This is a genomic window from Sphingobium sp. YBL2 (assembly GCF_000943805.1).
Classification (GTDB): Bacteria; Pseudomonadota; Alphaproteobacteria; order Sphingomonadales; family Sphingomonadaceae; genus Sphingobium; species Sphingobium fuliginis.
The window spans coordinates 3,620,056-3,638,844 of the sequence record NZ_CP010954.1 but is presented as its reverse complement, the minus strand read 5'-3'; the positions used below and the strand labels follow the sequence as shown (position 1 = coordinate 3,638,844).

Sequence of the window (18,789 nt, the reverse complement as noted above, 5' to 3'; positions counted from 1 at the left end):
CTTGTGCAGGGGATCAGGCTTGCGACACAGGATAATAGGACTGGAGCGAACGCACTTCAAGGGCATGCCCCCGAAGAGCCTCGATCGCATTCGCCGCCGCGACGCTGGCCGCCGCCGTGGTGAAGCTGGCGACCTTGGCGCGCAGCGCGCTGGTGCGGATCGCCTTGCTGTCCTTGAGCGACTGCCAGCCCTCCGTCGTGTTGAAGATTAGGTCGACGTCCCCGTCGGTGATCCTGTCGACGATATGCGGACGCCCTTCGGCCACCTTGTTGACCGGCTGGACGGCGATGCCCTGCTCCTCCAGATAGCGGGCCGTGCCGCCCGTGGCGATGATGGCGAAGCCCAGCGCCGCCATCTTCTGCACGGCGGGCAGGATCACCGGCTTGTCGCTGTCCTTGACCGACACGAACACCGTGCCGCCCTTGGGCAGGATGGTCCCCGCGCCCAGCTGCGCCTTGGCGAAGGCCGTGGCGAAATCGCTGTCGATGCCCATGACTTCGCCGGTGCTCTTCATTTCCGGCGAGAGCACCGGATCGACGCCGGGGAAGCGGGCGAAGGGGAAGACGGCTTCCTTGACCGCGATATGGTCGATGGCGTTCCGGTCGATCTTCGGCAGGTCCTTGAGCTTCTCGCCCGCCATGACGCGGCTGGCGATCTTGGCGATCGGCGTGCCGATGGCCTTGGCGACGAAGGGCACGGTCCGGCTGGCGCGGGGATTGACCTCGATCAGATAGACGACGCCGTCCTTGACCGCGAACTGGATGTTCATCAGGCCGCGGACCGACAGCGCGCGGGCGAGGACATCGGCCTGACGCTCGATCTCCGCGATGATGTCGTCCGACAGGCTGTAGGGCGGCAGCGAGCAGGCGGAGTCGCCGGAATGGACGCCCGCCTCCTCGATATGCTGGAGCACGCCGGCGACCACCACATCGTCGCCGTCGCAGAGCGCGTCCACATCCACCTCGACCGCGTCGCGCAGATACTGGTCGATCAGCACCGGGGAGTCGCCCGACACCTGAACGGCGGTGGCGATATATTCCTCCAGCTGGGCCTGACCATCGACGATCTCCATGGCGCGGCCGCCAAGGACATAGGAGGGGCGCATCAGCACCGGATAGCCGATGCGGTTGGCGACGGCGATCGCCTCCTCGCGGCTGCGCGCGATGCCGTTGGCGGGCTGCTTCAGTTTCAGCCTGTCGATCAGCGCGGCGAACCGCTCGCGGTCCTCCGCCAGGTCGATGGCGTCGGGCGACGTGCCCAGGATCGGCACGCCCGCATTTTCCAGCGCCTGCGCCAGCTTGAGCGGCGTCTGCCCGCCGAACTGGACGATCACGCCGGCCAGCGTTCCGTTCGACATCTCGACGCTCAGGATTTCCAGCACGTCCTCCGCCGTCAGCGGCTCGAAATAGAGACGGTCCGACGTGTCATAGTCTGTCGACACCGTTTCCGGGTTGCAGTTGACCATGATCGTCTCATAACCCGCCTCCGCCAGCGCGAAGCAGGCATGGACGCAGCAATAGTCGAACTCGATGCCCTGCCCGATGCGGTTGGGACCGCCGCCCAGGATCACGACCTTCTTCCTGTCGCTGGGCTGCGCCTCATTCTCCGCATCGCCAAAGATCGGCGCTTCGTAGGTCGAGTACATATAGGGCGTCTTCGCCTCGAACTCGGCGGCGCAGGTGTCGATGCGCTTGAACACGGGGCGCACGCCCAGCCTGTGGCGCAGCGCGCGGACCTCATCCTCGGTGACGCCGCCGGTCATGGCCTTGACCGCTTCGTGGATCAGGCCGGAACCCCGCGCGATGCCCCGTTCCATGCCGCGCAGATTGGCCGATTTGAGCGCAAGATAGGCAAGGCGCTTGTCGGAAAAGCCCATCGACTTCAGCCGGCGCATGCCGTCCGCATCCTGCGGCAGGCCGTTGTTCAGAATTTCCGCTTCGGCGTCGATGATCTCCTTGATCCGCTCCAGGAACCAGGGGTCGAACTTCGCGATATTGTGGATTTCAGCGACGGTGAGGCCCTCGCGCAGGGCCTGCGCGGCGACCAGCAGGCGATCCGGCGTCGGCTGGGCCAGCGCGGCGATGATGTCGTCCTTGGGCGCGCCGACGAGATGGTCGACCTCATTGAAGCCGCAAAGCCCGGTTTCCAGGCCCCGCAGCGCCTTCTGCATCGATTCATGGATGTTGCGGCCGATCGCCATCACCTCGCCCACCGACTTCATCGCGGTGCCGAGCAGCGGTTCGGACCCCTTGAACTTCTCGAAGGCGAAGCGCGGAATCTTGGTCACGACATAGTCGATGGTCGGCTCGAACGACGCCGGGGTGGCGCCGGTGATGTCGTTCTCGATCTCATCCAGCGTGTAGCCGACGGCGAGCTTCGCCGCGACCTTCGCGATGGGGAAGCCCGTCGCCTTAGAAGCCAGCGCGGACGAGCGGGAAACGCGCGGGTTCATTTCGATGACGATCAGGCGGCCATCCTTCGGATTGACTGCGAACTGCACGTTCGAACCGCCTGTTTCCACGCCGATTTCACGCAGCACCGCGATGCTCGCGTTGCGCATGATCTGATATTCCTTGTCGGTCAGCGTCAGCGCGGGCGCGACGGTGATGGAATCGCCGGTATGGACCCCCATCGGATCGACATTCTCGATCGAGCAGATGATGATGGCATTGTCGTTCCGGTCCCGGACGACCTCCATCTCATATTCCTTCCAGCCGAGCAGCGATTCCTCGATCAGCACCTCGGTGGTGGGCGAAGCGTCGAGGCCTGCGGCCACGATCTGCTTGAACTCGTCCTTGTTATAGGCAACGCCGCCGCCAGTGCCGCCGAGCGTGAAGCTGGGACGGATAATCGAAGGAAGCCCGGTGAATTCAAGGGCTTCCAGCGCTTCTTCCATAGTATGTGCGATGCGCGAGCGGGCGGATTCCAGCCCGATCTTGTCCATCGCGTCGCGGAATTTCAGGCGGTCCTCCGCCTTGTCGATGGCTGCCGCATCCGCGCCGATCATCTTGACGCCGAACTTCTCTAGCGTGCCGTCGTTGAAGAGAGCGAGCGCCGTGTTGAGCGCCGTCTGCCCGCCCATGGTCGGCAACACCGCGTCGGGGCGTTCCTTCTCGATAATCTTCGCCACGATTTCGGGCGTGATCGGCTCGACATAGGTCGCGTCGGCGAATTCCGGATCGGTCATGATGGTAGCCGGGTTGGAATTCACCAGGATGATGCGATAGCCCTCTTCCTTGAGCGCCTTCACCGCCTGCGTGCCCGAATAGTCGAACTCGCAAGCCTGGCCGATGATGATCGGACCAGCGCCGATGATGAGGATGGAGGAGATGTCGGTGCGTTTGGGCATTAGCTATCAGACCATTCTTTTATTAGCTGAGCACGCAATGAAAGCGCGGCATCTGGGCTTACATCGAACACTTCTTTGGATACCCCACAGTCCAGCCGTTTTTTGTCGGCCAGAAGCTTATGCAAACTTGATTCAATGCACTTCCCTCGTTCCAAAAAATCACCCACTTCGATCTGGGGGCGATCCAAGCCAAGGGCGTCGCAAGTAAAAATGAAGGGATAGTGCCTAGAATCGCGTTTGACGTAACTACCGAGTTTCCTATGCGAAACTTCGGGAGCGGGATGCGATCTAGAGAATCCTACTTTAGTATAGAAACCTCTGTCGCGCGCCTGCGGATGCCAGATGACATAAACATATCCAGCGCAATTCGTGTGGCGATCGCAGTTCAATGCACGCCCCCTGTCCGGGCTTCGCAACCCCAGCCATCATATTCGACGCCGCAGAGGATTTCGATCTGAAGGCACTTCTTCGTCAGGGCGCGGATCGACTGTTCATCGACGGGCTGCTCGCATTCGAGGAAGAGGAACAGGTCGCCATCCTCATCCTCTTCGCGGTCCAGTTCCACGAAGCCGAATTGGCTCGCAATGGTCAGGACGCGTTCGAAATCCTTCTCGCCGCCCTTGAAGCTGACGTCCACGGGCCGCGCGATGCGCGCCACGTCGCCATTCCGCGCGAGATTGGCGAGGACGGCCTTGTCCGCCTCCCACTCTGCTGCGAGGCGGGCTTCGTCAACCGGGGGCAAGTTGAGGCTCACTTAAGCTCCTCAACGAACCGCTGGAACAGATAGAAGCTGTCCTGCGGGCCGGGCGAAGCTTCTGGGTGGTACTGGACCGAAAAGGCCTTCTTATCCGTTAGTTCGATGCCGCAATTGCTGCCGTCGAAGAGCGACACATGGGTCGGCTTCACATTGGCGGGCAGCGTATCGGCGTCGACCGCGAAGCCGTGGTTCATCGAGGTGATCTCGACCAGACCGTCGGACAGACGCTTGACCGGATGGTTGGCGCCGCGATGGCCCTGATGCATCTTGACGGTCTTCGCGCCCGCCGCCAGCGCCAGCATCTGGTGGCCAAGGCAGATGCCGAAGACCGGCTTGTCCGCGTCCAGCAGCTTCCGGATCACCGGCACGGCATATTCGCCGGTCGCGGCGGGGTCGCCCGGGCCGTTGGAAAGGAACACGCCGTCGGGATTATGCTCCATCACCTGCTCATAGCTGGCGGTGGCGGGCAGCACGGTGACGCGGGCGCCGGCCTTCACCAGATTGCGGAAGATATTGTTCTTCGCACCATAATCGATCGCGACGACATGGGGCCGCTCTTCACCCGCTTCATCCAGGCCGTAGCCGAAACCCAGCTTCCACACGCCGTCCTTCCAGAGGCGGCTTTCCTTGGCGGAGACTTCGATGGCAAGGTCCATGCCCTCCAGGCCCGGCCAGGCCGCAGCCCTGGCGGCCAGCGCCTCGATGTCGAACCGCCCCTCCGGATCGTGCGCGATCACGACATTGGGCGCGCCCTTGACCCGGATCAGCCTGGTCAGCGCGCGGGTGTCGACGCCGGCAAGGCCAATGCGGCCATTTTCCTTCATCCACTGGTCGAAGGGCTCGACATTGCGGAAGTTGCTGGGTTCCGTCACGTCCTGCCGCACGACGCAGCCCAGCGCGTGGGGCAGGTCCGCCTCCACATCGTCCAGGTTCGTGCCGACATTGCCGATATGCGGGAAGGTGAAGGTGACGATCTGGCCCGCATAGCTGGGGTCGGTCATCACTTCCTGATAGCCGGTCATCGCCGTGTTGAAGCAGAGTTCGCCCACCGCATCGCCGACAGCGCCGAAGCCGCGCCCGAAGACGGCGGAGCCATCGGCGAAAACCAACACCCCTGTCGCTCCTTTGGGCACAATGAGGGTTTTGGCGTCAGCCATGGTCGTATCGTCCTTTATGCTTTTGCGGGAACCCGTCTGAAGCGGGTTAAACGGCCGGTCACCTATGCGCGAGAGGCCGCGGGGTCAACTCCTGTTAAAAATCTCTTTTGGCGTTATATCTGGACCTTTCCGGAAGAGACAGGATTCATTCGCATGATTCGCGACGAGATCAAAAGCGCCCAAATCGCCGCCATGAAGGCGGGAGAGAAGGATCGGCTGGCCGCCGTGCGCCTGATCCTGGCGAAGCTGAAGGATCGCGACATAGAACTGCGCACCGCGTCCAGCGTGCCGGATGACGACACGGTCGTGGTCGAGGTGCTCCAGAAGATGGCGAAGCAGCGCCGCGAATCCATCGACATGTTCAGGAGCGGCGGCCGCGACGAACTGGCCGCGAAGGAACAGGCCGAACTGGACGTGATCGACAGCTTCCTGCCGCAACAGCTTAGCGAGGACGAGACGAAGGCCGCCATAGAGGCGATCAAGGCGGAAGTGGGCGCGGCGAGCGTCAAGGACATGGGCAAGGTCATGGCCGTGCTGAAGGAACGGCACGGATCGGTGATCGACATGAGCAAGGCCAGCGGGCTGGTGAAGGTGGCGCTTTCCTGAGGCAATATCTTCGCAATCTTCCTGCATCCGGCGCGCCCTCGACATTGATGGACGTTCCGGCATAATCGCATGATGGCGTTCTGGACCTATATGCTGCGATGCTCGGATGGGCGCTATCATACGGGTCGCACCGATGACCTCCACCATAGGATTGGACGGCAGCGGGCGGGACAGGGCAGCCAATTCCCACGCAGGCGCTTGCCGCTCACGCTGGTCTGGAGCGAAGCCTTTTCTTCCCGAATTGAAGCCTTGGAAGCGGAACGGATCGTCGGCGGCTGGTCGCGTGCCAAGAAGGAGGCAATGATCGCGGGCAATTGGTCCTTGGTTTCCCTGCTCGCCCGGCCGCCGCGTGAGCGTTTCCCGACTTCGCTCGAAACGAACGGAGTTCTGGCCGATGCGTTCAAGCGTGCGGATTTGAGCTGGGCATGAGCCTGTCCCCCGCCTTCCTCGACGAATTGCGCGCGCGCACCTCCCTTTCCACCCTGATCGGGCGGACGGTGAAGGTGCAGAAGGCAGGCCGCGAATATAAGGCCTGCTGCCCCTTCCATAATGAGAAGACGCCCAGCTTCACGATAAACGACGAAAAGGGCTTCTATCACTGCTTCGGCTGCGGCGCGCATGGCGACGCAATCCGGTGGATGACCGATCATCGTGGCCTTCCCTTCATGGAAGCGGTGAAGGAACTGGCGCAGGCGGCGGGCATGGACGTCCCCGCGCCCGATCCGCGCGCGGCGAAACGGGCGGAACAGGCCAGGGGCCTGCATGACGTCATGGCCGCCGCGCAGGGCTTTTTCGAGGAGCAGCTTGGCGGAATTGAGGGCGCGGAGGCGAGAGCCTATCTCCAGCAGCGCGGCATCGCCGCGGGAACGGCCAGGACCTTCGGCTTCGGCTTCTCGCCTGACGGGCGGGGGCGGCTCAAGACGGCGCTCAAGGAATTTGGCGAACCGCTGCTGATCGAGGCGGGATTGCTCATCGACCCGGATGGCGCCGAGCCGGATGGCGGAAATGCCAGAAAGCGCGACAGCTATGATCGCTTCCGGGGCCGGCTGATGTTGCCGATCCGGGACATAAGAGGCCGGGTGATCGCTTTTGGCGGGCGCATATTGGGCGCGGGCGAGCCCAAATATCTGAACTCCCCCGACACGCCGCTCTTCGACAAGGGGCGGACGCTCTACAATATCGACCGGGCCTCCCCCGCCAGCCGGCAGACGGGCCGGATCATCGTCGTGGAGGGCTATATGGACGTGATCGCCCTCGCCCAGGCCGGCTTTGAAGAATCGGTGGCGCCACTGGGCACGGCGCTTACGGAACATCAGATCGAGCGCCTGTGGAAGATGGCCGATGTGCCGATCCTCTGTTTCGACGGCGATTCGGCGGGGCAGAAGGCCGCGATCCGGGCAGCGACCCGGGCCCTGCCCCTGCTCCGACCGGGTATGAGCCTGGCCTTTGCGACTCTGCCGGCCGGGCAGGACCCGGACGACCTCATCCGCGCGGAGGGGCCTGCGGCGATGGAAGCGGTGCTGGGCGCCGCCGAACCGCTGGTCGAGCGCCTTTGGAAATATGAACAGGCTGCCGCGCCGCTGGATACGCCGGAGCAGCGCGCCGCGCTCAAGCAGCGCCTGTCCGCGATCACCGACGCCATCGCCCATCCCGACGTGCGGGCGCATTATGTCCACGCCTTTCGGGAACGCTATGACGCGCTGTTCTTCGCGCGGGCGGCCTTCCAGCCCCGTCATCAGCGCGGCGGGGGCAGCGCCCGCTCCGGCTGGCAGCGCGACCGGCGCGGCAATTGGAAGCCCCCACTGCCCCCCGCGGGAAGCGAGGCAAGGGCGATCGGCGCAAGCGGCATGGAGCAGCGGCTTTTGCGCGCCGTCCTCGCCAGCCTGCTTCGGCATCCCGATCAGATTGCGCTGCATCGCGAGATGCTTATCGGGCTTCGCATCGCCGACACCGTGCTGGCGGAACTGCTGAACGCGATGATCGCGGCCTCGTTCAGCAAAGAAACAGTTGAAACCGGTGGCCTCCTTACCATATTGGGGCAAGGTGAAGTGTATAATATGGCGAAGGGAATGCTTCGGGCCGACACGTTCACATTCACCCCCCATGGAAGCAAGGCCGACTCGGATCGCGTGCGGCGCGATCTGGACGAGGCCATTCGGGTGATGGCGCAGGGACCGGAGCTGGAGGCGGCGTTGGCTGAAGCCACCCGGCGGGCGAGAGACGACCTCAACGAGGACAGCTTTGCCGAACAGCAAAGGGTCCGCAAGTTGAAGCTGGATCATGATCGCCGCCTGGCGGAACTGGCGCAGTCCGAAGATATTATATGATATGGATCGTCCCTTTCACGGGGGCGGCGGAATTAAGGCGAATAAATGGCGAGCAAGGCGAACAGCAAGGGTGCGGGCGAGGATACGGATACCGGCGATGCACCGCTGCTGGATCTGAACGAGGCGTCGGTCAAGAAGCTGATCGCCCGCGCCAAGAAGCGCGGCTACATCACCTATGACGAGCTGAACGACGCGCTGCCGCAGGACCAGATGTCCTCCGAGCAGATCGAGGACATCATGTCCGCGCTCAACGAAATGGGCGTGAACATCGTCGAGAATGAGGAAGCCAGCGAGGACGGCGAGGATCAGCGCGACGACGGCGACGATGACAGCGCCGACGACAGCGCCGACGACGACGGCTCGCCGCGTCCCGTTACCGAGAAGAAGAAGGAAACGGTCGACCGCACCGACGACCCCGTGCGCATGTACCTGCGCGAGATGGGGGCCGTGGAACTGCTCAGCCGCGAGGGCGAGATCGCCATCGCCAAGCGGATCGAGGCGGGCCGCGACACGATGATCCTGGGGCTGTGCGAAAGCCCGACCACCTTCAACGCGATCATCGAATGGTCGACCGCGCTCAACAATGGCGAGATGCAGCTGCGCGAGATCCTGGATCTCGACGCGATGCTGTCCAAGGATCCCGCTCCGGAAAATCTGGAGGAAGGCGCCGAGGACGACGATGGCGAGATCAGCGAGAAGACCGCCGGACCCAGCTTCAAGGAAGAGGAGGAACCGGAAGAGGAATCAGCCGATTCCGACGAGGATGAGGACGGCCTGACGGAGCGGCGCGCCCGCCGGATGGAGGAGGAGGAAGAGGAGGACAACACTCTCTCCCTCGCCCAGATGGAAGAGACGCTGAAGCCGATGGCGCTGGAGAAATTCGCGACCATCACGGAGATTTTCCGCACCTTCTCCAAGGCGCAGGAATCGCGCATGGCCGCCATGGCCAATGGCGAGACGCTGAGCCAGAAGGCGGAGGACGACTATCAGGAACTGCGCGAGCAGCTCACCGCCGAGGTCGAAAGCGTCCAGTTCCACCAGCAGAAGATCGAATATCTGGTCGACCAGCTTTATGCCTATAACCGGCGCCTGACCGCGCTGGGCGGGCAGATGCTGCGACTGGCCGAACGGCACAAGGTGAGCCGCAAGGATTTCCTCGACCGCTATGTCAATCATGAGCTGGACGATGGCTGGCTCGACAAGGTGTCCGGTCTGGACAAGAAATGGGCCGCCTTCGCCGCAGCCGAGGGGCGCGCGGTCGAGCGCATCCGCCTTGAGGTGAGCGAGATCGCGCAGGCGACCGGCATGTCGCTGTCCGAATTCCGCCGCATCGTCAACATGGTGCAGAAGGGCGAGCGCGAGGCGCGCATCGCGAAGAAGGAAATGGTCGAGGCGAACCTGCGCCTCGTCATCTCCATCGCTAAAAAATATACGAACCGCGGCCTGCAATTCCTTGATCTTATTCAGGAAGGCAATATCGGCCTGATGAAGGCGGTCGACAAGTTCGAATATCGGCGCGGCTACAAGTTCAGCACCTACGCGACCTGGTGGATCAGGCAGGCGATCACCCGTTCGATCGCGGATCAGGCGCGGACCATCCGCATCCCGGTCCACATGATCGAGACGATCAACAAGCTGGTCCGCACCAGCCGCCAGTTCCTGCACGAACAGGGCCGCGAACCGACTCCGGAGGAGATGGCCGAGCGGCTGTCCATGCCGCTGGAGAAGGTGCGCAAGGTGATGAAGATCGCCAAGGAGCCGATCTCCCTCGAAACGCCGATCGGCGACGAGGAGGATTCGCATCTGGGCGATTTCATCGAGGACAAGAATGCGATCATCCCGGTGGACGCCGCGATCCAGGCGAACCTCAAGGAAACCGTCACCCGCGTGCTTGCCTCGCTGACCCCGCGCGAGGAGCGCGTGCTGCGCATGCGCTTCGGCATCGGCATGAACACCGACCATACGCTGGAGGAGGTCGGCCAGCAGTTCAGTGTGACCCGCGAACGAATCCGCCAGATCGAGGCGAAGGCGCTGCGCAAGCTCAAGCACCCCAGCCGCAGCCGCAAGATGCGCAGCTTCCTCGACCAATAGCGGCGCCTCGGCAGACCGAGGCGGCAACGCGGCGGAATGATCCAAAAGGGCGGCTTCGGGCCGCCCTTTTTTACTGGCGTAAACTCCTCTTTTACCTCGACTCTCTAGGGTCGCCTGCACGAGGCCGCGCCAGCAGCAGGGCTTTAGGGGAAGACGATGAGCGAAGCAGCACCGCGCTATCAATTTGGCGATATATCGCAGATCCTGGACGCCGTGGTCGCCGCCGACGGCACGGCCGGGCATGGCTATGCCAGTGGCGCGCGGGCCAGCTTCGGCCCCAATGCCACGCTGTCGCTGCCCGATCTGGCCGATGCCGCCTATTATCTTTGCCTTCTGCATGGCCGCCACCCCGGCGTGATCGACCATGCCGCCACGCGGTCGGCGGACAATGCGGCGCGCGCCTGGCTGATCCAGGCGGCCGACGCCTTCGCGCGGGAACGGGCCTATCTGACCCAGGTGACGGTCGCGGTCGGCCCCGCCCCCAGCACGGCGGGGCAGAGCGATTGCGAAACCGTCGTCAGCCAGCAGCGCCACGCCCTCGACATGCTGGCCCAGTCGGACCGGCGCGGCTGCGCCATGGGGGCGGCCATCGCGCTGGTGCTCGACTGGCGTGCCGTGCGGCATGTGCTGGACATCGCCGCGATTCGCGTCGGGCTGGAACCCCATGTCTGCGACCTTCCGGACCGCGCGGCGACGCTGGAGGTCGCCAGGGAAATCGGCGGCGACGATGCCATCGACCGCGCCATCCTGTTCGGAACGCGCCAGTTGCTGAACCAGCATCGCGGGCTGTGGGACGTCCTTCAGGCCCGCGCGAAGATCCGCGCCGGCAAGGACCAGGCCGCAAACCGCGCATAAAGGCTTTGCGCTCCTCCCCTGCTTTGCCATAGTTGGCCCGACACAGGCAGGATGAGAAGCAGGAACATGCGGTTTGAAGGCACGCGGGATTATGTCGCCACCGATGATCTGAAGGTCGCCGTCAACGCCGCGGTGCTGCTTCGCCGTCCGCTGCTGGTGAAGGGGGAGCCGGGCACCGGCAAGACCGTGCTGGCGCAGGAAATCGCCAAGGCGCTGGACGCTCCGCTGATCGAATGGAACGTCAAGTCGACGACCAAGGCGCATCAGGGACTTTATGAATATGACGCCGTCGCCCGCCTGCGCGACGGCCAGCTGGGCGATCCGCGCGTTCACGACATCGGCAATTACATCCGCAAGGGCAAGCTGTGGGAGGCATTCACCTCCCCCACCCTGCCGGTCCTGCTGATCGATGAGATCGACAAGGCCGACATAGAATTCCCCAACGACCTGTTGCAGGAACTCGATCGCATGGCCTTCCATGTCTATGAAACGGGGGAGACCGTGGCGGCGAAGGAACGGCCCGTGGTCGTCATCACCTCCAATAACGAGAAGGAACTGCCCGACGCCTTCCTGCGCCGCTGCTTCTTCCACTATATCAAATTTCCCGACCGGGAGACGATGCAGGCCATCATCGACGTGCATTTCCCCGGCATCCAGAAGATATTGGTCAACCGCGCTCTCGAAATATTCTACGAAATCCGGGAGGTGCCCGGCCTCAAGAAGAAGCCGTCCACCAGCGAACTGCTCGACTGGCTGAAGCTGATCCTGGCGGAGGACATGCCGCTCGACATATTGCAGGACCGCGATCCCACCAAGGCGATCCCGCCGCTGCACGGCGCGCTGCTCAAGAATGAGCAGGACATCATGATGTTCGAACGGCTCGCCTTCATGGCCCGGCGGCAGGGGCGATAGGGACCACTCCACCCCCGCTCAACGAAAGGCCGCGAACCATGACTCATCAAGCCGGATGCCTGTGCGGACAGGTGCGGATCAGCATCGATGCGGAACCCCTGGCGGCGCGCATGTGCTGGTGCCGGCTCTGCCAATATCTGGGCGGCGGATCGGGCACGGTGAATGTCTGCTTCCCTTCCGACAAGCTGACGGTCACCGGCGACCTGCGCTGGCACCACAGCGTAGCCGACAGCGGCAATGCGATGCGGCGCGGCTTCTGCCCCGAATGCGGCACGCCGCTGTTCAGCCTGGCCGAATCGCGTCCGCACCTGACATTCGTCCGCGCCGGAGCGCTTGACGATCCCGATCTTCTGGCCCCTCAGGCCGTCATCTGGACCGACGCGGCGCCCGCCTGGGCGCATCTGGACCCTGATCTGCCCCATTATCCGGCACAAATGCCCCCTGTAAGCTAAAAGGCCGCTTGCGCAGCCGGTGCATTTCGGCTCAACTTTCCTCCTGACATTCAAAGCCGCGAAAAGACGGCCATGAATTTAGGGAAGGATGCCAATGCCCAAGCGTGCGTTGTCCCTTTTATCGGCGGTGCTGGCCTTGTCAGCGCCTGCGTTCGCGCGCGCGGCCGAGGAACGGGAAGCCTGGACACCGACCGCCACCGCCCTGCGCGCCGACGCCGCGGGGATCGGCATGCCGCAAAGCGTGGCCGGCCTGTCGCTCGCCAAGAGCGGGGAGGTTTCCAACGGCGGCAAGGGCATCGACAATTACGCGCAATATCTGTCCGAAGACGGCGCGGTCCAGGCGACGCTCTATGTCTATCTGCCCAGCTATGCCGACGCCTCGCTCGCCGCCTATATGACGGACAAGGCCGTGACGGAGCGTTTCGGAGCAAGGACGCGCCGCACCGCTTATTCCAGCGTCGCGGTGGGCGGACATGCCAATGGCGCCATCCGCGCCGTCTATGACGATGCCGCCGACGGCGCGCTCACCACGGCTGCGGCTTTCCTGCACGCCGGGCGATGGCTGGTGAAGCTCCGCGTCACCGGGCCGACGGAACGACGGAAGGAAGTGCTGGCCGGGCTGGACGGCATGCTGGCGGGTCTTCAGTTCGATGATGCATCCTCGATCCATGCGACCAGGCCCGCTCGACTGGCCGCCTGCCCCGCCAATGAAGGCGGCGACGCCCGCCTCACTGCGCAAACTACGTCCGCGCCCGCCGATATTTCCCTGCCGCGCGAAGGGCAGGAACCGCTCTGCATAAGGGGCAAGGTCGACACCGCCGAGGGCAGCTACGACATTCTCCAGCAGGCCGGCGCCGCAGATGGCGCGATCATCGTGCCGGTGGACGACGCAGGCACCATGGTCGCGTTCGATCCCGCGAAGGACGGCTATCGGCTCTCCATCCATTCCGTGGGTCAGACTGACCTCTACGGCGTCTATGACAAGGTGCCGAGCGCCCGCCAGATCGCCCAGATCCTGGACGGAAAGGACCCTCAGACGGCCCAGGCCGGCGCGACCGCCGACTATGCCGCCAATGGCGAGGTGACGGTACGGACGGCTGGCGTGAAGCTGCGCTGAGAGGGGCGATCAGATCAGATAGCCGACCTCATAAAGCCCCCAGCGCCGTCCGCTGAACATCAGCGGCACGAACACGCTGCGCAACGCCCGATAACGCCCCTCGCCCAGATCCTGGCGGTAGGTGAACAGGAAGAAATCCCCATCGCCGTCCAGCGCGCGGCGGGTCTGGCTGTCCATGAATATCTGCCGGTTGCGGGCATGTTCCATGTTCCAGCGCGTCTGGCCGGGCCGCTGCGGCTGGCTGCGCGCGCTGATATGCGTCGGCAGATAGCCGTTCATGTCGATCAGGCAGCAGCCGACGATGGCGCTGTCCTGCGCGGTCCGCCGGTCGAGCAAGGGCTGCACGCAGCGGTCGGCAAAGGCGGTGAAGCCATTTTCATATTGCATCGGGTCGGAACCGGGCAGCGGCCGGTAGGCGGTATCGAACAGGCTGCCCATGTCCAGTTCCCCCTCCGCCAGCGCCCGCTCGATCAGCGCCTGAATCTCCTCCGCGCCTTCTTCGGCCAGGGCGATATAGCGGCTGTTGCGCGTGACATGGCCGCTATGCGCCGCCCGGTTGAGCATGGCGTTCGCCATCCCCTCCAGCCCTTCCAGGTGGCCGCGCGCGGTTTCGACGCGGGTCGCGCTTTCCGTCGCCGACTGGCTGAAGCGGGCAAGTCCCTGACGCAGGGCCGCGACGTCGCCATCGGCCTCGTCCGTGCAGGTGACGATCGTTTCAGACCGGTCCCCGAACTGCGTCACCAGCGAAGCGATCTCGGCCATGCTGACCCGCAGCGTATCGATATGCGAACCGACTTCGCGGCCGCGCAGGATATTGGCCTCCACCCCGCCAATCAGTTGCCGGGCATCGCGGTCCAGCTGGCCCAGCTTGTCGCCCACGGACGCGGCGGACTCGCCGGCCTGCCCGGCCAGCCGCCGGATCTCGTCCGCCACCACGGCAAAGCCCTGCGTCGCCTCGCCGCCGCGGGCCGCCTCGATCGCGGCGTTCACGCCCAGAAGGCGGGTCTGGCGGGCGATCGCGCCCAGTTGCCCCGAAATATCGCCGACCGTCTCGATGACGTCCAGGAACTGACGCAGATGCCCTTCCAGTCCGGTCACATTCTCGATCAGTTCCGTGATCTGGCCCAGGGAACGTCCGATCGCCTCATGCCCCTGCGCGATGATCTGCCCCGCCCGACGCGCCGTAAGGCTGAGTTCCTGCGCCGCGAGCACGCTTTCATTCTGGCTGACCGCCAGCGCCTCCATCGTCGACTGCAATTCCCCCAGATGCGCCGAATCCGCCTGGATGCGGCGGGTCAGTTCCCCCAGGAAACCCGCCGTTTCGCTGCATTGCAATGCGATGTCGCCCGATCTTTCCCCCAGGTCGGTCAACAAATCCCCGTTTTCCAATGATCGCCGCCCTATTCCGCCCGATATGGATACTGCCTTGTTAACGATGCATTGCAACACTTAACATTCCGACAACGCCCCGCGCTTGCATGATCGGGCAAGCTGGCGGACAAGGGGGCCGTCATGATGCTCAACTTTCTCGACGCGCTGCGCGCTGCCGGCATTCCCGCCGGCATAAAGGAACATCTGCTGCTGCTGGAGGCGCTGGACCGGGACGTCATCGGGCAGCGGCCGGAGGATTTCTATTATCTCGCCCGCGCCACCTATGTGAAGGATGAGGGGCTGATCGACCGTTTCGACCAGGTGTTCGCCCGCGTCTTCAAGGGCGTGCTGGGCAGCGAAGGGGTCGAAGCGGACATTCCCGAGGAATGGCTGCGGCTGGTGGCGGAGAAATTCCTCAGTCCGCAGGAGATGGAGAAGATCAGGTCGCTGGGAAGCTGGGACGAGATCATGGAGACGCTGAAGAAGCGGCTGGACGAGCAGAAGGGGCGTCATCAGGGCGGCAATAAATGGATCGGCACCGGCGGCACCTCGCCCTTCGGCCATGGCGGCTATAATCCGGAGGGGGTGCGGATCGGCGGCGAGAGCCGGCACAAGCGCGCCATCAAGGTGTGGGAAAAGCGCGAATTCGCCAATCTGGACAATCAGAAGGAACTGGGCACCCGCAACATCAAGGTCGCGCTGCGGCGGCTGCGGCGCTTCGCGCGGGAGGGGGCGGCGGACGAGCTCGACCTGGACGAAACGATCCGGGGAACCGCGCGGCAGGGCTGGCTCGACATCCGCATGCGGCCGGAGCGGCACAATGCGGTGAAGCTGCTCCTGTTCCTGGACGTGGGCGGATCGATGGACCCGTTCATCACGCTTTGCGAGGAGCTGTTCTCGGCAGCGACGAGCGAATTCAAGAATATGGAATTCTTCTACTTCCACAACTGCCTCTACGAAGGGGTGTGGAAGGACAACCGCCGCCGCTTTTCGGAGCGGACGCCGACCTGGGACATCCTCCACAAATATGGGCATGACTATAAGGTGATCTTCGTCGGGGACGCGGCGATGAGCCCCTATGAGATCAGCCATCCCGGCGGTTCGGTCGAACATATGAACGAGGAACCGGGCGCAACCTGGCTGAGCCGCGTGCTGCACACCTATCCGGCCGCCGTGTGGCTGAACCCCGCGCAGGAAGCGCATTGGGGCTATAGCCAGTCGACCAGGATGATCCGCGAAATCATGAATGGCCGCATGTATCCCCTGACGATCGAGGGGATTGACGACGCCATGCGGGAACTGACGCGCAAGCGGTGAACCCGGGCCGATTCAGCGATATTCCTCCCTCCGCAGGCGGGAGGGGGTCAGGGAAATATCATGCCGGTTCGAAGAGCACGCCCCCCGTCATCGGCCGCGGCGCGCCGGTCGTGCCGGGGAAACTGATCGGCAGGCCCTTCATATGGCGGACAGCCATATAGGCGAAACCCTGCGCCTCCAGGGCGTCCCCGTCCCATCCGAGGTCGTCCACCGGCCGGACCTCCGCGCCGGTATAATCGCCCAGCATGCGCATCAGCGTTGCATTGTGGCGCCCGCCACCCGCGACATAGATGCGCTTGGGCCGCTCCGCGAGATGCCCTAGCCCGCGCGAGACCGCCGCGGCGGAAAAGGCCGTCAGCGTCGCGGCGCCATCCGCCAACGGCAGCCCGCGCACGGCATCGATGGTGAAGGCCTCGCGGTCTATGCTCTTGGGCGGAGGGACGGCGAACCAGGGATCGGCCAGCATGTGCGCCAGCCGATCTTCATCCACCCGGCCGCCGGCCGCCGTCGCGCCGTTTTCATCAAAGCTCCGGTCGCCATGGCTCTGCATCCAATTATCGATGAGGCCGCTCGCCATGCCGGTATCGAAGGCGACGATTTCCCCGTCGGCGGCGATGGCGGTGATGTTGGCGACCCCGCCCAGGTTCAGCACCGCAACGGGTTTCGCCAGATCATGGGCCAGGGCGCGGTGATAGACGGGGAGCAGCGGAGCGCCCTGTCCGCCCGCCGCGACATCGGCGCTGCGCAGGTCCGCGACGACGGGAATGCCGAAGGCCCCCGCCAGGGCGGCGCCGTCCCCGATCTGCCAGGTCCAGCGCCATTCGGGGCGATGCGCCACGGTATGGCCGTGGAAGCCGATGACGGCGACGTCCTGCGTGACATGGCCGCTGCGGGCCAGCAGGTCCGACACCGCCTCGACATGAAGCTCGGTCAGTTCTTCCTCGACCGCGTGGATGAGCGGTTCGAACCCCGGCCTGTCCATCGCCATGGCGCGCCCGCAGGCTTCGGCCAGGCGAAGGCGGAAGCCCTCGCCATAGGGCATGGCATGGAAAGCGATGCCCTTGCTGGCGCCCTCGCCATCGGTCTCAATCAGCGCGGCGTCTATGCCGTCGCGGGATGTGCCCGACATCAGGCCTATTGCGAGCATCGAATGATCCTGCCTCTTTTACGTTATTCCTCTCAATGCTACAGGGCCGCGCCATGAGCAACTACCAGTCCGATCTGCTCCGCCTGCTCGAAGCGCGCGGCTATATCCACCAGTTGACCGATGCGGAGGGTCTGGACGCCCTGGCCGCCAGGCAGGTCGTGCCGGGCTATATCGGCTTCGATCCCACGGCGCCCTCGCTGCATGTGGGCCATCTGGTGTCGATCATGATGCTGCGGCAGTTGCAGAAGGCCGGGCACAAGCCCATCGTCCTGATGGGCGGCGGCACCGGCAAGATCGGCGATCCCAGCTTCAAGGACGAAGCGCGCAAGCTGCTGACCACCGACGCCATCGCGCAGAATGTCGGCAGCATCAAGCGCGTGTTCGAACGGTTCCTGACATTCGGCGACGGACCGACCGACGCGATCATGGTCGACAATGCGGATTGGCTGGACCGACTGGAATATATCCCTTTCCTGCGCGACATCGGCCAGCATTTCTCGGTCAACCGGATGCTGAGCTTCGATTCGGTGAAGCTGCGGCTGGACCGGGAACAGTCGCTGAGCTTCCTGGAATTCAACTATATGATCCTCCAGGCCTATGACTTTCTGGAACTGTCGCGCCGTTCGGCCTGCCGGTTGCAGATGGGCGGATCGGACCAGTGGGGCAATATCGTCAACGGCGTCGAACTGGCGCGACGGGTGGACGGCACGCAGGTGTTCGGGCTGACGACACCGCTGCTCACCAATGCCGACGGCACCAAGATGGGCAAGACCGTGGGCGGCGCGGTGTGGCTCAACGAGGACCAGCTTTCCAGCTATGATTACTGGCAGTTCTGGCGCAACACGGCCGATGCCGACGTCGCCAGCCGGCTGCGGCTGTTCACCGACCTGCCGATGGACGAGGTGGAGCGGCTGGCCGCCCTGCAGGGCGCGGAGATCAACGAGGCGAAGAAGGTCCTGGCGAACGAGGCGACGGCGCTCTGCCGCGGCGCCGATGCCGCCGCCGCCGCCGCGGAGACGGCCCGCCGGACTTTCGAGGAGGGCGCCTCCGATGCCAATCTGCCGACCGTCAGCCTTGGCGCGGACGGGCTGAACATCGTGCAGGGCACCGCCGCGCTGGGCTTTGCCGCCTCCAACAAGGAAGTGCGGCGGAAGCTGGCGGAAGGCGCCATCCGCGTCAATGGAGAGGTGGTGAACGACCCCGCCCTGCCCCTGAAGGCGGGGGACAAGGTCAGCTTCGGCGCGAAGAAGCACGGGCTGGTAACCGCCTGAAATCGAAAGAGCGTGCAGCGCGCCTTAACCATGGAAGGTAAGGAATAGGCCACCTTCCTT

16 protein-coding genes are annotated in these 18,789 nt (G+C 64.2%); 10 read left to right on the top strand and 6 right to left on the bottom strand.

The window, feature by feature from the left end; all coding sequences use genetic code 11:
- Positions 1-13: 13 nt before the first annotated feature.
- The 4 genes from carB to carA are packed head-to-tail and all read right to left on the bottom strand — an operon-like array spanning position 14 to position 5,263.
- Complete coding sequence (gene carB, locus TZ53_RS16745) at positions 14-3,349, bottom strand: carbamoyl-phosphate synthase large subunit (protein ID WP_044662019.1); 3,336 nt, start codon at positions 3,347-3,349, stop codon at positions 14-16.
- Positions 3,349-3,738, bottom strand: a complete 390-nt coding sequence (locus TZ53_RS27945) for a GIY-YIG nuclease family protein (protein ID WP_158500980.1) — start codon at positions 3,736-3,738, stop codon at positions 3,349-3,351. Before TZ53_RS27945 ends, carB begins: the two co-directional genes overlap by 1 nt.
- Positions 3,735-4,103: a ribonuclease E inhibitor RraB gene (locus TZ53_RS16740; protein WP_044662018.1), complete on the bottom strand. Its 369-nt coding sequence runs from the start codon at positions 4,101-4,103 to the stop codon at positions 3,735-3,737. The genes TZ53_RS27945 and TZ53_RS16740 overlap by 4 nt, the downstream gene beginning before the upstream one ends.
- A complete protein-coding gene (gene carA / locus TZ53_RS16735; protein ID WP_044662017.1) occupies positions 4,100-5,263 on the bottom strand; it encodes a glutamine-hydrolyzing carbamoyl-phosphate synthase small subunit in 1,164 nt (387 codons plus the stop codon). The genes TZ53_RS16740 and carA overlap by 4 nt, the downstream gene beginning before the upstream one ends.
- A gap of 153 nt (positions 5,264-5,416) precedes the next feature.
- Between carA and TZ53_RS16730 the strand changes: the two genes are divergently transcribed.
- The 8 genes from TZ53_RS16730 (at position 5,417) to TZ53_RS16695 (ending at position 13,623) form a co-directional block, all read left to right on the top strand.
- Complete coding sequence (locus tag TZ53_RS16730) at positions 5,417-5,869, top strand: GatB/YqeY domain-containing protein (RefSeq protein ID WP_044662016.1); 453 nt, start codon at positions 5,417-5,419, stop codon at positions 5,867-5,869.
- 69 nt (positions 5,870-5,938) lie between these two features.
- A complete protein-coding gene (locus TZ53_RS16725; RefSeq protein ID WP_308507648.1) occupies positions 5,939-6,298 on the top strand; it encodes a GIY-YIG nuclease family protein in 360 nt (119 codons plus the stop codon).
- Complete coding sequence (gene dnaG, locus TZ53_RS16720) at positions 6,295-8,196, top strand: DNA primase (protein WP_044662015.1); 1,902 nt, start codon at positions 6,295-6,297, stop codon at positions 8,194-8,196. Before TZ53_RS16725 ends, dnaG begins: the two co-directional genes overlap by 4 nt.
- A gap of 45 nt (positions 8,197-8,241) precedes the next feature.
- Positions 8,242-10,287: an RNA polymerase sigma factor RpoD gene (rpoD, locus tag TZ53_RS16715; RefSeq protein WP_025549049.1), complete on the top strand. Its 2,046-nt coding sequence runs from the start codon at positions 8,242-8,244 to the stop codon at positions 10,285-10,287.
- A 156-nt stretch (positions 10,288-10,443) separates the two neighbouring features.
- Positions 10,444-11,142: a DUF6975 family protein gene (locus tag TZ53_RS16710; RefSeq protein ID WP_044662014.1), complete on the top strand. Its 699-nt coding sequence runs from the start codon at positions 10,444-10,446 to the stop codon at positions 11,140-11,142.
- Positions 11,143-11,208: 66 nt separating this feature from the next.
- The gene (locus tag TZ53_RS16705) at positions 11,209-12,054 is read left to right on the top strand and encodes an AAA family ATPase (RefSeq protein ID WP_044662013.1); all 846 of its coding nucleotides are present in this window, start codon (positions 11,209-11,211) and stop codon (positions 12,052-12,054) included.
- A 38-nt stretch (positions 12,055-12,092) separates the two neighbouring features.
- Positions 12,093-12,506: a GFA family protein gene (locus tag TZ53_RS16700; protein ID WP_025549045.1), complete on the top strand. Its 414-nt coding sequence runs from the start codon at positions 12,093-12,095 to the stop codon at positions 12,504-12,506.
- A gap of 94 nt (positions 12,507-12,600) precedes the next feature.
- The gene (locus TZ53_RS16695) at positions 12,601-13,623 is read left to right on the top strand and encodes a hypothetical protein (RefSeq protein WP_044662012.1); all 1,023 of its coding nucleotides are present in this window, start codon (positions 12,601-12,603) and stop codon (positions 13,621-13,623) included.
- Positions 13,624-13,632: 9 nt separating this feature from the next.
- On the opposite strand, the gene TZ53_RS16690 is transcribed toward TZ53_RS16695, so the two are convergent.
- A complete protein-coding gene (locus TZ53_RS16690; protein ID WP_172668327.1) occupies positions 13,633-14,997 on the bottom strand; it encodes a methyl-accepting chemotaxis protein in 1,365 nt (454 codons plus the stop codon).
- Between the two features lie 138 nt (positions 14,998-15,135).
- Here TZ53_RS16690 and TZ53_RS16685 point away from each other — a divergent pair, with 138 nt between their 5' ends.
- Positions 15,136-16,311, top strand: a complete 1,176-nt coding sequence (locus tag TZ53_RS16685; RefSeq protein WP_044662010.1) for a vWA domain-containing protein — start codon at positions 15,136-15,138, stop codon at positions 16,309-16,311.
- A gap of 58 nt (positions 16,312-16,369) precedes the next feature.
- Here TZ53_RS16685 and TZ53_RS16680 read toward each other — a convergent pair whose 3' ends face one another.
- The gene (locus TZ53_RS16680; RefSeq protein WP_044662009.1) at positions 16,370-17,458 is read right to left on the bottom strand and encodes an anhydro-N-acetylmuramic acid kinase; all 1,089 of its coding nucleotides are present in this window, start codon (positions 17,456-17,458) and stop codon (positions 16,370-16,372) included.
- Between the two features lie 53 nt (positions 17,459-17,511).
- Between TZ53_RS16680 and tyrS the strand changes: the two genes are divergently transcribed.
- Positions 17,512-18,729: a tyrosine--tRNA ligase gene (gene tyrS, locus TZ53_RS16675; protein ID WP_025549038.1), complete on the top strand. Its 1,218-nt coding sequence runs from the start codon at positions 17,512-17,514 to the stop codon at positions 18,727-18,729.
- The last annotated feature ends 60 nt before the right edge of the window (positions 18,730-18,789 follow it).

Bases quoted from the DNA above. Each gene is read 5' to 3' on its own strand.
- TZ53_RS16700 (WP_025549045.1), top strand. From the start codon at position 12,093: ATGACTCATCAAGCCGGATGCCTGTGCGGACAGGTGCGGATCAGCATC.
- dnaG (WP_044662015.1), top strand. From the start codon at position 6,295: ATGAGCCTGTCCCCCGCCTTCCTCGACGAATTGCGCGCGCGCACCTCC.
- TZ53_RS16685 (WP_044662010.1), top strand. From the start codon at position 15,136: ATGATGCTCAACTTTCTCGACGCGCTGCGCGCTGCCGGCATTCCCGCC.
- TZ53_RS16680 (WP_044662009.1), bottom strand. From the start codon at position 17,458: ATGCTCGCAATAGGCCTGATGTCGGGCACATCCCGCGACGGCATAGAC.
- tyrS (WP_025549038.1), top strand. From the start codon at position 17,512: ATGAGCAACTACCAGTCCGATCTGCTCCGCCTGCTCGAAGCGCGCGGC.
- TZ53_RS16705 (WP_044662013.1), top strand. From the start codon at position 11,209: ATGCGGTTTGAAGGCACGCGGGATTATGTCGCCACCGATGATCTGAAG.
- carB (WP_044662019.1), bottom strand. From the start codon at position 3,349: ATGCCCAAACGCACCGACATCTCCTCCATCCTCATCATCGGCGCTGGT.
- carA (WP_044662017.1), bottom strand. From the start codon at position 5,263: ATGGCTGACGCCAAAACCCTCATTGTGCCCAAAGGAGCGACAGGGGTG.
- TZ53_RS16725 (WP_308507648.1), top strand. From the start codon at position 5,939: ATGATGGCGTTCTGGACCTATATGCTGCGATGCTCGGATGGGCGCTAT.
- TZ53_RS16730 (WP_044662016.1), top strand. From the start codon at position 5,417: ATGATTCGCGACGAGATCAAAAGCGCCCAAATCGCCGCCATGAAGGCG.
- rpoD (WP_025549049.1), top strand. From the start codon at position 8,242: ATGGCGAGCAAGGCGAACAGCAAGGGTGCGGGCGAGGATACGGATACC.
- TZ53_RS16710 (WP_044662014.1), top strand. From the start codon at position 10,444: ATGAGCGAAGCAGCACCGCGCTATCAATTTGGCGATATATCGCAGATC.
- TZ53_RS16695 (WP_044662012.1), top strand. From the start codon at position 12,601: ATGCCCAAGCGTGCGTTGTCCCTTTTATCGGCGGTGCTGGCCTTGTCA.